Consider the following 13,654-nt stretch of genomic DNA (forward strand, 5'->3'; position numbering starts at 1 on the left):
CTTCAAAATCCCACCCCATACCCTCGCGAATGCGCAATTCCCTTACCACGCTCGATATCCTGGTTTTCCTGGTATACCTCGTCGGCGTGTCGGCTTATGGCTACTACATCTACCGGAGCAAGAAAAAGGCCGAGCAGAGCACTAAAGACTACTTTCTGGCCGAAGGCTCGCTGACGTGGTGGGCCATCGGCGCCAGCATGATTGCCTCCAACATCTCGGCCGAGCAGTTCATCGGCATGTCGGGCTCCGGCTTCAAAGTGGGCGTGGCGGTGGCGGCGTATGAATGGGTGGCGGCCATCGTGCTCATCATCGTGGCCGTATTTTTCATGCCGGTGTTTCTGAAGGAGAAGATTTTCACGATGCCGCAGTTTCTGGAGCAGCGTTACAACTCCACGCTGAGCCTGATTATGAGCATCTTCTGGCTCTTTCTCTACGTGCTGGTGAATCTGACGTCCATTCTTTACCTCGGGGCACTGGCGCTCAGCAATCTGGTGGGCGGCGAGAGCTTCCACACCATCATTATTCTGCTGGCCATCTTCTCACTGCTGATTTCGATTGGCGGAATGAAGGTGGTGGGCTACACCGACGTGGTGCAGGTAGTGGTGCTGGTGGTGGGCGGCCTGGTCACCACCTACATTGCCCTGAGTCTGGTGAGTACCAAGTTTGGCCTCGGCGGCGGCGCGCTATCGGGCTTTAACGCGCTGATGGCCAAAGCGCCCGACCACTTCCATATGATTTTTCCGAAGCCAACGGCCGCCACGCCGCAACCGGAAATCGACAAATACCTGTCCCTGCCCGGCATCGCCATGTACCTCGCCGGGCAGTGGATTGTGAACCTGAACTACTGGGGCTGCAACCAATACATCACCCAGCGCGCCCTCGGGGCCGATTTGCACACCGCCCGCACCGGCATCCTGTTTGCCGGCATTCTGAAACTGATGATGCCGGTCATCGTGATGCTGCCCGGCATCGCCGCCTACGTGCTCTACAAAAACGGCAGCTTGCAGACCGAAATGTCCAGCACCGGCGCGTTCAACTCCGACAACGCCTATTCCGCCATCCTCACCTTCCTGCCCAACGGTCTCAAAGGCCTGAGCATGGCCGCCCTCACCGCTGCCATCGTGGCCTCACTGGCGGGCAAAGTCAACTCGATTTCGACCATTTTTACGCTTGACATCTACAAGCGCTATCTCGCCCCCGAAGCCACCGAAAAGAAGCAGGTGTGGGTGGGCCGCCTCACCATTCTGGCCGCCGTCATCGTCAGCATTGGCCTGACGTGGAAAGACTTGCTGGGCATCGGCGGCGAGGGCGGCTTCCAGTTTATTCAGAAGTACACGGGCTTTATTTCACCCGGCATTCTGGCCATCTTCCTGCTGGGCCTGTTCTGGAAGCGCACCACGGCCACGGCGGCCATCGTGGGTGTGTTGGCGGGTTTCGCGATGTCGGTGTTTTTCAATAACTACGCGCCTACCGTGCTGGGCACCAACACGCTGCTCTACACTGCCTTCCCCACCGGCCACGGCACTTACGAAATCCCCTTCCTGATTTGCATGGGCTTGTCGTTTGCTTTTACCATGGCCATTATGGGGGCTATCAGCCTGGCCGGGCCGGCGGTGAGTGCCCGGGCCATTGAATTGCAGCCGGGCCTGTTCCGCGTGAGCCGGCAGACGCTGACACTCATCGTGATAACGCTGCTGCTCATCACCGCGCTCTACACCAAATTCTGGTAATCAATTACAACGGAACCAGCATGATGCTTTTTCCTAATGCTTTCAACTCCCAATGCCATGCGAATTCCCACCGCTAGTATTCCCGCATTTTTGGCCCTGCTGGGCCTGCTGCCCGGCCCCGCCCTGGCCCAAACGGCCCCGGCTACCCTCACCGTGCAGGTAAACAAGCCCATTGCGGCCGTGCCGAAGAATATGTTCGGCCTGTTTTTCGAAGACATCAACTTTGCTGCCGACGGCGGGCTATACCCCGAACTGGTGAAGAATAAGTCGTTTGAAACCGACGACAATCTCATCGGCTGGAAAGCCCTTCGCGGCGCGGCCGGCCTGGCCGATTACCGCGTGTCGGGCGACCGCCCCATCAGCAACGCCAATAACCATTTCCTGCGCCTCACCGCCAAAACGGCGGGCCCCGATGCCGGTTTCGTGAACGAAGGCTTTCGTGGCATGGGCGTGAAGCAGGGCGCGGAATACACCTTTTCCGTGTACCTGCGGCGCGGCCCCGGCAGCATTTCGGCCCTGAACGTGACGCTGGAAGAGCCCGGTCGTCGCGGCGGTGGTCCCGAAACGGCCGGCTCGGGCCAGACGCTGGCCCAGGCCCAAATCACGGGCCTCACCGGCGAGTGGAAGAAGTACAGCGTGGTGCTCAAGCCTTCGGCGACGGTGGCCAAAGCCCGCCTCAAGCTGACCTTGGAAGGCACCGGCACGGCCGACATCGACGTGGTTTCGCTCTTCCCGAAGGATACGTACCTGAAGCGGGAAAATGGCCTGCGGCCCGACCTCGTGCAGCTGCTCAAAGACATGAAGCCCGGCTTCCTGCGCTTCCCCGGCGGCTGCATTGTGGAGGGCCGCACCCTGGCCCAGCGCTACCAGTGGAAGGAAACCATCGGCGACCTGGCCTCGCGCCGGCCGCTGATAAACCGCTGGAATACGGAGTTTATCAACAAATTCACGCCCGATTATTACCAGTCGTTCGGGCTGGGCTTCTTCGAGTATTTCCAGCTGGCGGAGGACATTGGGGCCGAGCCGCTGCCGATTCTGAACGTGGGCATGGCCTGCCAATTCAACTCGGCTGAGCTGGCGCCCCTCGGCAGCACGGCCAAAGGGCCCAACGCGGCCGGGCAGGGCGACGAGCCCACACTCGATACCTTCATTCAGGACGCGCTGGACTTGGTGGAATTCGCCAACGGCCCCGCCACCTCCACCTGGGGTGCCAAGCGCGTGGCCATGGGTCACCCCGCACCATTTAACCTGAAGATGATTGGCATCGGCAACGAGCAGTGGGGCCCGCAGTACCTGGAGCGCTACGAGCCATTCGCCAAGGCTTTGAAGGCCAAGTACCCGGCCATGCAGATTGTGAGCAGCGCTGGTCCCGCGCCGGAAGGCGAACTATTCGACAAAGCCACGGCCACGCTGCGGGCGCAGAAGGCCGAGTTCATCGATGAGCATTACTACGCCAAGCCAGAGTGGTTCCGCCAGCACGTGGACCGCTACGACAAGTACCCACGCACGGGCTCCAAAATATTCGCCGGCGAGTACGCTGCCCAGAGCGTGGCCATCGCCAGCCCCGACAACAAGAATAACTGGGATTGCGCCCTTTCCGAAGCCGCCTTCATGACCGGCCTGGAGCGCAACGCCGACGTGGTGGCCATGGCGTCCTACGCGCCGCTCTTCGCCCACGTCGATGCCTGGCAGTGGACGCCGAACCTGATTTGGTTCGATAACCTGAACTCCTACGGCACGGTCAATTACTACGTGCAGCAGCTTTTCAGCCAGAACAAAGGCACCACCATGCTGCCCGTGCAGCTGCCCGCCGGTGCCAAAAACGGCACCGATAACCTCTTTGCCAGTGCTGTGGCCGACGATGCGGCCGGCGACCTCGTGGTGAAATTGGTGAACTACTCTACCGCGCCCCGCGCCGTGAAGGTGAACCTGGCCGGAGCCAAAAAGCTCGGCAAAACCGGCCGCGCCCTGGTGATGGCCTCTGACGATTTGAACACCCAGAACAGCCTGCAGGAGCCGAAGAAACTCACGCCCCAGGAATCAAAATTCGCGGTTTCCGGACCCCTGGTGAGCTACACGTTGGCCCCGAACTCGCTCACGGTGCTGCGCATCCCGGGCAAGCGCTAAGAAGCAGGGGAGGGGCCAACTGGTCCTTCCCCTTTACTAGGGGCTATTGCACAATCGTTTGTGTTGCCTGGTTTCCTTCTCCTTTTCAATCAGCTCAGTGGCTCATGGGTAATTATTCTACTTCTGCTTTATCGGCAAAGCCTGTTTTGGGGCGGCGGCGGCTCTTGTCGCCTAGGCGCTGGGCTGGCTGGCTGCTGGGGTTAGGGCTGCTGGTTGGCTCGCTCACGCCGGCCCAAGCCCTGCAGGGTGCCTGGGGCGCCCACGACCCGTCCACCATTATCAAGCGCAACGGCCTGTATCACGTCTGGGCCACGGGCAACCAGATTTACCACATTACCAGCACCGATTTGGTGAACTGGACGGTGGCTCCCACAGTGTTTGCGGCCGGCAGCTTTCCGGGCTGGATAAACACGTATGTGAGCGGCTTCCAGGGCAATTTCTGGGCACCGGAGTGCGTATTCATGAATGGGCGCTATTACATGTACTACTCCTGCTCGCTGGGGCAGCGGCCCTGCGCCATTGGCGTGGCCACCAGCACCGACCTCAGCACCTGGACCGACCAGGGCATGGTGGTGTTTTCTGATAACAACTCGGCCTACGGCTGCATCGACCCTGCCGTGTTTGCCGATGCCAGTGGCAACTACTGGATGACATTCGGTTCGCACCTCACTGGCATCTGGATGGCCCGCATTGACCCCGCCACCGGCAAGCGCGTGCCCAACACCGCGCTCAAAAATGTGGCCGGCGCCAGCCCCTACTGCGAAAACGAAGCTTCGTACATGATGCAGCACGGCGGCTACTATTACCTGTTCTACAACAAGGGCATTTGCTGCGCTGGCACCGCCAGCACCTACTACGTGCAGATGGGCCGCTCCCAAAACCCCGACGGCCCCTTCCTCGACCAAAACGGTGTGGACCTGCTGCTCGGCGGCGGCACCAACTTCCTCACGGGGCGCGACAACTACCTCGGCCCCGGCCAGGTGGGCCTATTCACCGAAAACAACGTCAACTACCTCACCTACCACTATTACGATGGCAGCAAAACCAACGGCCCGCCCACGCTCGGCATCGGCAAGCTGACTTGGGGCGCCACCGGCTGGCCCTCCGTCACGCAGGACTGGGTGGCGCCCGGTACCTATACCATCACCAGTTCCAACAGCGGCAAACTTTGGGCCGCCGCCAGCTGCAACGCCACCACCGGCCAGGCCCTGGTGCAAAGTACTGCCACCGGCCAAACCTGCCAGCAATGGACCTTCGCGGCCTTGGGCAGCGGCGTGTACGGCATCACCAACGTGCAAAGCGGGCTAAAAGCCGACGTGGTGGGCTGCGCCGAAACGGCCGGCACGCCCATTGCGCTGGCGGCCGCTTCGCCCCTGAATTGCCAAAAATTCCGCCTGGAGCCTTCGGCAGATGGCAGCTTCGTGCTGTCGTCCTACTACGGCAACCGGGTGGTGGAAGTGCCCAACGCCTCCACCGCCGCTGGCCAGCAACTGGGCCTCTGGGACTACAACGGCTGCACCTGCCAGCATTGGAACTTGGCCGCCGTGGGCACCGCCACCGCCGTCCGCCCTGGACTCGATGCCCAGATTCGGCTCTACCCCAACCCTGCGCCGGGCGGTGCATTCTCGGTGCAGTTGCCCTTCGGTGCGCCGGCGGTGCTAACCGTGGCCGATATCAGCGGCCGGGTGGTTTTGCGGCGCGAAATCAGCAGTGGCCTGAGTGAAATCCGCGCTGGGCTGGGCGCTGGGGCATACATGGTGCGCATTGCCACAGCCGAGGGCGTGGTGACGCGCAAGTTGCTGACACTATAATTTCTGCTATAGCTGGTGCTGTACATGGTTACTCAGTTTCGAGTATGAATAAGATTCACCGCGTCGTAGCGGCCGGGTTACTGGCTCTGGCTGGCAGTCCGGCCTTTGCCCAAAAAGCTGCCCCCAAACCTGACTTTCATCAGTGGGCCGCCACGCCGCCTATGGGCTGGAACAGCTGGGACTGCTACGGCCCCACCGTGACCGAAGCCGAGGTGCGCGCCAACGCCGACTACATGGCTCAATACCTCAAAAACAGCGGCTGGGAGTACGTGGTGGTGGATATCCGCTGGTACGTGGGCAACGACACGGCCCACGGCTACAACGAGAAAAACCCCGATTTCAACATCGACGAGTACGGCCGTTTCGTCCCGGCCGTGAATCGATTCCCCTCAGCCGCGGGCGGCAAAGGCTTCAGGCCGCTGGCCGATTATCTGCACACCAAAGGGCTGAAATTCGGCATTCACATCATGCGCGGGGTGCCGGTGGTGGCGGTGCAGCGCCGGTTGCCCATCCTCGGCACCACGCTCACGGCGGCAGATATCTACTCGAACGAAGGCCAGGCCCGCTGGCTGCACGACATGTACACGGTAAAAACCGGACCGGGCACGCAGGAATATTATGATTCGCTGTTCAAGCTCTACGCTTCGTGGGGACTGGATTTCGTGAAGGTCGACGACCTCTCGGAGCCTTACCACAAGCCCGAAGTGGAGATGATTCGGCGGGCCATCGATAAGTCAGGCCGCCGAATCGTGTTCAGCACCTCGCCCGGTGAAACCCCGATTGCGGAGGCTACGCACGTGGCCGCCAATGCCAATATGTGGCGCACCGTGGGCGACTTCTGGGACAGCTGGGAGCAGCTCAAGGAGCATTTTGAAGTCTGCAACCGTTGGGCGCCGCATATCCAATCCGGTGCATTTCCCGATGCGGATATGCTGCCGCTGGGCCGCCTGGGCATCCGGGCCGAGCGCGGTGACGACCGCATGACCCGCTTCACCAAAGACGAGCAGCGCACGCTGATGACGTTGTGGAGCATCTTCCGCTCGCCGCTCATGTTCGGCGGCGACTTGCCCAGCAACGACGCCGCCACGCTGGCTTTACTGACCAACAAAAACGTGCTGGCCGTGAACCGGAGCAGCACCCACAACCGCCAGCTCTTCCGCCACGGCGACCTGGTGACCTGGACCGCCGACGACCCCGCCACCGGCGACAAATTCCTGGCCCTTTTCAACGCGCAGGACCAAGAGCTGGCTCCCGCCCGCGAAGCCGCCTGGGCCAGTAGCCCCATCAATCGCCACACTCCAAGCCAGACCGCCGAAGTCGACGTCACCGGTGCTGCCAAGCTCTACCTGAACGTGCGCGACGGCGGCGACGGCACTGCCTGGGACCACGCCGATTGGCTGAACCCCATGCTGCTGACCAGCGACGGCAAATCCGTTCCGCTCACCACGCTGCCGTGGCGTAGCGCCACCGCCGGCTGGGGCAAGCCTACGGTAAACAAAAGCGTATCGGGCGCGCCGCTGCTGGTGGCCGGGAAAACCTACGAAACCGGAATCGGCACCCACGCCAATTCCATTATTGAATACGACTTGCCGCCGGGCTCCGTGCGCTTCAGCACCACGGCGGCGCTGGATAACGCGGCGGCCGTGCAGAACACCGGCGGCACGCTTGATTTTCTGGTGTTCACCAAGCCGCCCTACCGGCCCGCGCCCGCCGATTCGGTGCGCGTGGCGGTGACGCGGCAGGAACTAGGAGTGGCTGCCGAAGCGACGGTGACTGACCTGTGGACCGGCCGGCCAATCGGTAAATTCACAAGCGAGTTTGCGCCCTATATCCGGCGGCACGGCGCGGCGCTGTACCGCATTTCCGCCCGCAAAAAATAACGACATTCATTATGAGCACTTCGAAGCTATTCCTATTGGGTTTGGGGTTGAGCGCGGCCCGCCCCGCCCTGGCCCAGCACACCGCCGATTATCCTATCCGGGCCGTCCCCTTCACTCAGGTGACGCTGACCGACCGCTTCTGGCTGCCGCGCCTCAAAACCAATACCGACGTGACCATTCCCGCGTCCTTCGCCCGCTGCGAAGCCACCAACCGGGTGAAAAACTTCGAGATGGCAGCGGCGAAATCGGGCAAGTTTGCCACGGTCTTTCCCTTCGACGACACCGACATTTACAAGACCATCGAAGGCGCCTCGTACTCCATGAGCGTGTACCCCGATGCCAAGCTGGACGCCTACGTCGACGAATTAATCAAGAAAGTAGGCGCGGCCCAGGAGCCCGACGGCTACCTCTACACCGCCCGCACCATCGACCCCGCCCACCCGCACCCTTGGTCCGGCCCCGAGCGTTGGGTGAACGAGCGCGAAATGAGCCACGAGCTCTACAACTCCGGCCACCTCTACGAGTCGGCCGTGGCCCACTACGAAGCCACTGGCAAGAAAACTCTGCTCAACATCGCCCTCAAAAATGCCGACTTGGTGTGCTCAATTTTCGGCCCCGGCAAGCGCACCGTGGCGCCTGGCCACGAAATCGTAGAAATGGGCCTAGTGAAGCTCTACCGCGTCACGGGTAAGCCCGAATACTTGAGCACGGCGAAGTTTTTCATTGATGCGCGGGGCAAATACACCGGCTACGACCCTAAGAGCCACGACCCCTTCAAAAACGGCCAATACTGGCAGGACGATAAGCCCGTATATGCCCAAACCGAAGCCGAAGGCCACGCCGTGCGCGCCGAATATCTCTACTCCGCCATGGCCGACGTGGCCGCCCTCACCGGCGACAAAAAGATGCTGGCCGCCGTGGATACCATCTGGAATAACCTGGTGACGAAGAAGATGTATGTAACGGGCGGCACCGGCGCGGTGCCCGGCGGCGAGCGGTTCGGGGCCAACTACGAGTTGCCCAACGCCACGGCCTACAACGAAACCTGCGCCTCGGTGGCCGACGTGTACTGGAACCAGCGCATGTTCCAGCTCCACGGCGATTCCAAGTATGTCGACATCATGGAAAAGGTGCTCTACAACGGCCTGATTTCCGGCGTGGGCCTCGATGGCAAGTCTTTCTTCTACTCAAATGCCATGCAGATTAAGAACAGCGCCAGCTTCCCGCAAACCGAACCGGCGCGGGCGGGCTGGTTCGAATGTTCGTGCTGCCCCACCAACCTGGCCCGCCTCATGCCCGCGCTGCCCGGCTACGTCTACGCCCAAAACGGCCGGGATTTGTATGTGAACCTCTTCGTGAGCGGCACCAGCAATCTGAGTATCGGCAAGCAAAAAGTCGGCATCACCCAGCAGAACAATTACCCCTGGGATGGCGGCCTGAAATTCACCGTGAACCCCGCCACCACCGCCGATTTTACCCTGCTGGTGCGCATCCCTGGCTGGGCCCGCAACGAGGCCATGCCCTCGGACTTATACACCTTCGCCACGCCTTCCAGCCAGGCGGCCACGCTCAAAATTAACGGCAAGCCCGTGGCCTACACCCTGCGCAACGGCTACGCGGTGCTGGCCCGCAAGTGGCGCAAAGGCGACGTTATCGACCTGACCCTTCCCATGGAAGTGCGCCGCGTGCTGGCCAATGCCCAGGTGAAAGACGACCTCGGCAAAGTGGCTTTGCAGCGCGGCCCGGTTGTGTACTGCGCCGAATGGAAGGATAACAACGGCAAAACCAGCAACCTCATCGTGCCCGCCGGCGCGGCCTTCAGCACCGCCTTCCAGCCCGGCCTGCTCAACGGCGTGATGACGCTGACAGCCACCGTGCCGGCCGTGGAAGTAGACGCCAGCGCCACGGCCATCCGCACCGTGCCGCAGACGCTCACGGCCATCCCGTACTACGCCTGGGCCAACCGCGGCAAGGGCGAAATGACCGTCTGGTTTCCCGAGCGCATCACCGATGTAGACCTGCTTAGCCAGCCCTCCGCCACGGAGGTGACGCTGGGAAAGTAAGCGTGCAGGGACTCCCGGCTACTCCGCAGCAGCCATTGCCATGAGGCTAAACGGCTGTTGCTTCGGCCACAACGGGGGCGGCCCGAGTGGCTTCGGCGGCCTTCACCTGACGCAGATTGCGGACGTACAGCAGCGCAATCAGCAGGGCCAGCAGGCCTTCGGCCAGCACCGTGGGCTGCACCCCGATGCGCTGCGACACCGCGCCCACCAGCAGGCTGCCCAGCGGCACCGACGCCGTGTAAACCAGTACATAAATGCTGATGACCCGGCCGCGCATGGCCGGCAGCATCAGCGTCTGGAGCAGTGTGATGCTGATGGTGGTTTGCGACATCATACCAAATGCGCCCACCACCAGAAACGGCAGCGCCAGCCAAAACCACGGCGTGTAGGAAAACAATACCAACCCCACGCCAAATACGAACATATTCACCATCAATACCTTGTTCAGGTCGTGGCTGGGTTTCAGAGCAGCCAGGTAGAGCGCCGCTATTAGCCCGCCCAGGCCAATGGCTCCATCGAGCAGACCAAACGTGGTGGCGGTGCCCCGAAAGATATCCTTGGCGTACACCGGCATCATGTTGGTGAATGGCAACACCAGCAGGCCGGTGAGGCCCAGCATGATGATGAGAAAGCGAATGGTGGGCGTATCCTTCACGTACTGAAAGCCTTCCACCAGTTCGCCCATGATGTTTTTCGTGCGCACCCGGGCCACATACGCCGGCAGCCGCAACGCCAGCAGCGAGCCGATGACGGCCACGAAGCTGAGTGCATTCAGCCCAAAGCAGGCTACCGCCCCCAACCGTTCGATGGCGAAGCCGGCCACGGCCGGCCCCAGTAGCTTGGTCAGGTTCAGCATGGTCGAGTTCATGGCCACGGCGTTGGGTAGGTCCTGTTTATCGTCCACCAAATCGTACACCAGCGCTTGCCGGGCCGGCACGTCAAAGGCGTTGATAATGCCCAGCACTGCACTCAGGGCAATGATTTCCCACACCGCATCCTGTTTGAAATAAACCGCCAGCGTGAGCAGCAGGGCCTGCGCCATGGAAAGCACCTGCGTGAGCAGCAGCACCCGGTAGCGGTTGTAGCGGTCCGATACCACGCCGCCCAACAGCGAGAACACGGCCGACGGAAACAGCGTGGTAAACACGCTCACGCCCAGCATAAACTTGGACTGCGTTTGAGCATAAATCACCCAGCTCACGGCCGTTTTCTGCATCCAGGTGCCCAGCAGCGACAAGGATTGCCCGGCGAAAAAATAGCGGTAGTTGCGGCTGCGGAAGGCGCGAATGATTTCCGTATTCATGCAGGGATGGTGTGGGACTAACTATTCAAAATCAACCAGTTTGACGAGGGTGGGCAGTGCCTGGCGCAGGCTGGCCAATTCCTCGGCCGAACAGGTTTTTTGCAGGGCCAGGTGCAGCCACTCATCCGTTTCCTGGTGCACGGCGGGAATTAGCGCCTTGCCAGCCGCCGAAAGCCCAATTAGCACCTTGCGCTTGTCGGTAGCCGAGGGCTGGCGTGTGATGTAGCCCAGTTCCGCCAGGTGGCTCAGTATCTGCGACATGGATTGGGTGGTGACTTTCTCCCGCGCGGCCAGCTCGCTGGGCAGCAGCTGCCCGTGCTGGGCCAGCAGCTTCACCACCGACCGCTCGGTAAGCGATAAAGAAGAATGCGTTTGGGAGTGGCTGCGCAGCTTTTTGACCAGCCGCGAAACAACGGTGCGCAGCTCGGCGGCCAAGTGCATGGTATCAGATTGGTCTGGCATATCAGCAGGTAAACTTGTTAGTTTACTTAATAAATATACCATGACTTGCCCGTTGTAGTGCTCGCCAACGCAGAACGCCCTGTTGCGCACAACCCAAGCATTAGGCTTAGGACGTGGGCAACAGGGCATTAAATGCTTGCTTTTATCCGGGTTATCTTGCCGCCTTCACACCTTCCGTGGTCATCACCACGCGCTTCATCGTGCCGTCCTTGTTGTAATACAGGTTATCGATGCACACCGAGCGGCGGAAGCTGCCGCCGTCGGCATTCGCGCCGCCGTTGTGGTAGATGAAGTACGACTGGCCCTTGAAGTCGATAATGGCCTGGTGGTTGGTATTGGAATTGCCGGCCAACTCGTTCAGAATGCCCTTGTATTCCCACGGCCCTTCCAGGCTGCGGCTCATGGCGTACACAATTTTTTCGGGGAATTCTGACGCGTAGCTCAAGTAGTACCAGCCGTTGTGCTCGTGCACCCACGGCGCCTCGGTGTAGCGCGGCAGCCCTTTCACGGCTTGGATGGGGCCGTCCAGCTCCGTCATGTTGGGTTTGAGTTTGGCGTAATAGCAGGTCGTATTGCCCCAGAATAAGTAGCCCTGGCCCTTGCTATCCACGAAAACCGTGGGGTCGATATCGGCCCAGCTAATCTTGTCGTCGGGCGTCGAATCGGGCGTAATCAGGGCCGAGCCCCGCGCGTCCTTAAACGGGCCGGTGGGGCTATCCGACACTGCCACGCCAATGGCCTTGCCGTGAATGCTGCCGTGCTCCACGGCCGCGTACCAGTAGAACTTACCGTTGCGCGCAATCACCTGCGAGGCCCAGGCATCGTCCTTAGCCCAGGCAAAGTCCGACACTTTGAGCGGTACCGGGTGCTCGGTCCAGTTCACCATATCGGTGGAGGAAAAGCAGAGCCATTCGTGCATCACGTAGCGCTCCTGGCGGGCGGGCGCCTCGTCGTGGCCCGTGTAGAGGTACACGGTGCCCTTCTGCACCATAGCGCTGGGGTCGGCTGTGTACTTGTTGCGGATAATGGGGTTGCCGGCCGGGGTGGGAGCGGGGGGCGTTTGGGCGGCGGCCGTGGCGGCGAGCAGGAGCAGTGCGGGGGTAAGTAGCTTCATATTGTAAAGAAATACAAGGAGTTGTCGGTAAAAAACGGCCGTCCGACTCAGGGCGTGACCACGGGCCAGCCGTCGGCGTCCCAACTCAGGGGCTCGATGCGCAGCTTCGAGCGGCCCTTGTCGGCGGCGTCGTAGCCGTGAAAAATCAGGTAATCAGTCCCGTCAAAGGTGTAGACCGAGTTGTGGCCCACGCCGTACCATTGGCTGTTGCCGGCCAGCACCAGCGTGCCCCCGCCTTGCTCCAGGCTGGTGCCCGTGCGGTCGAGGTAGGGTCCGGTGAGGGTTTTGGCGCGGCCCACCATCATTTTGTAGGTGCTTTGCGGCCCCCGGCAGCAGTAGTCGAAGGAGGTAAACAGGTAATAATAATCGCCTTTCCGGAAGATGAACGGGCCTTCGATGGCCCCATCGCCGGGCAGCGAGTCGTTGAGCTTGGGGTCGCGGGGGCGGCGGGCCAAGGTGCGCCACTGCTCGGGCTGGGCGGGGGCGGTGAGGTCAGGACGGAGCTGCACCAGCTTGATGCCGCCCCAGAACGAGCCAAACGTGAGCCAGGGCCGGCCGGCCTCGTCGCGAATCAGGTTGGGGTCGATGGCGTTCCACAAGTCCCGGCCCGGTACCGACTGGATGACGCGGCCGTGGTCTTCCCACTTAAAATCGGGCGCATCCGGGTCGAGCGTTTTGTTGGTGGCCAGACCAATGCATGACGTGTTTTTGCCAAAGGCCGACACTGAGTAGAACAGGTAATAGCGGCCGTCGTGAAACGAAATATCGGGCGCCCAAATGTGGTTGTCGCGGAAGCCCGGCACGGCCTGCGTAGCCCAAACCGGCGCGCTGGCAAACACGGGCTTTTCGCGCGTCCAGTGCTGCCGGTCCTTCGACGACCAGACCGCGATGCCCGGCCCGGTGCCAAACAGGTAGTACGTGCCGTTTTGCCGGCTGAGCACCGGGTCGTGCACGGGAATAAGCGGCGGAGTGGGCTGCGCCCATACGGGTCGGCCCATCAGTAGCAGTGTCAGGCAGAAAAGGATTCTCATTGCATAAATGTATTGCATAAACGATTGTGCAATTTGACCTGCATGACTGCGCTGATTCGCCACATTATGATTTGTAAGCAGGACAATGAATTGATTTGCTTTGCAAATAAAGGAAAAATAATTACACAATCGT

Annotated in this window: 9 protein-coding genes; 5 read left to right on the forward strand and 4 right to left on the reverse strand. The window is 61.1% G+C overall.

Features of this window, described 5'->3' with window-relative positions:
• Nucleotides 1-29 precede the first annotated feature (29 nt).
• The 5 genes from ACYU7Q_RS15085 to ACYU7Q_RS15105 all read left to right on the forward strand — a co-directional run bounded on the left by ACYU7Q_RS15085 (nucleotide 30) and on the right by ACYU7Q_RS15105 (nucleotide 9,611).
• Nucleotides 30-1,730: an SLC5/6 family protein gene (locus tag ACYU7Q_RS15085; RefSeq protein WP_460610269.1), complete on the forward strand. Its 1,701-nt coding sequence runs from the start codon at nucleotides 30-32 to the stop codon at nucleotides 1,728-1,730.
• 57 nt (nucleotides 1,731-1,787) lie between these two features.
• Nucleotides 1,788-3,857, forward strand: coding sequence for an alpha-L-arabinofuranosidase C-terminal domain-containing protein (locus tag ACYU7Q_RS15090; protein ID WP_460610270.1), 2,070 nt, complete (start codon nucleotides 1,788-1,790; stop codon nucleotides 3,855-3,857).
• 164 nt (nucleotides 3,858-4,021) lie between these two features.
• Nucleotides 4,022-5,668: a family 43 glycosylhydrolase gene (locus ACYU7Q_RS15095; protein ID WP_460610271.1), complete on the forward strand. Its 1,647-nt coding sequence runs from the start codon at nucleotides 4,022-4,024 to the stop codon at nucleotides 5,666-5,668.
• A gap of 44 nt (nucleotides 5,669-5,712) precedes the next feature.
• Entirely contained in the window at nucleotides 5,713-7,548 is a 1,836-nt protein-coding gene (locus tag ACYU7Q_RS15100) for an NPCBM/NEW2 domain-containing protein (protein WP_460610272.1), read from the forward strand.
• 11 nt (nucleotides 7,549-7,559) lie between these two features.
• Entirely contained in the window at nucleotides 7,560-9,611 is a 2,052-nt protein-coding gene (locus ACYU7Q_RS15105) for a glycoside hydrolase family 127 protein (protein ID WP_460610273.1), read from the forward strand.
• 46 nt (nucleotides 9,612-9,657) lie between these two features.
• On the opposite strand, the gene ACYU7Q_RS15110 is transcribed toward ACYU7Q_RS15105, so the two are convergent.
• The 4 genes from ACYU7Q_RS15110 to ACYU7Q_RS15125 form a co-directional block, all read right to left on the reverse strand.
• On the reverse strand, nucleotides 9,658-10,914 hold the full coding sequence (locus ACYU7Q_RS15110) for an MFS transporter (RefSeq protein WP_460610274.1): 1,257 nt from the start codon (nucleotides 10,912-10,914) through the stop codon (nucleotides 9,658-9,660).
• A 21-nt stretch (nucleotides 10,915-10,935) separates the two neighbouring features.
• On the reverse strand, nucleotides 10,936-11,376 hold the full coding sequence (locus tag ACYU7Q_RS15115; protein WP_460610275.1) for a MarR family winged helix-turn-helix transcriptional regulator: 441 nt from the start codon (nucleotides 11,374-11,376) through the stop codon (nucleotides 10,936-10,938).
• A gap of 151 nt (nucleotides 11,377-11,527) precedes the next feature.
• Nucleotides 11,528-12,490, reverse strand: a complete 963-nt coding sequence (locus ACYU7Q_RS15120) for a glycoside hydrolase family 43 protein (RefSeq protein ID WP_460610276.1) — start codon at nucleotides 12,488-12,490, stop codon at nucleotides 11,528-11,530.
• A gap of 47 nt (nucleotides 12,491-12,537) precedes the next feature.
• Nucleotides 12,538-13,488, reverse strand: coding sequence for a family 43 glycosylhydrolase (locus tag ACYU7Q_RS15125; RefSeq protein ID WP_460610277.1), 951 nt, complete (start codon nucleotides 13,486-13,488; stop codon nucleotides 12,538-12,540).
• Between the last annotated feature and the right edge of the window lie 166 nt (nucleotides 13,489-13,654).

The organism is Hymenobacter terrigena (genome assembly GCF_054776515.1).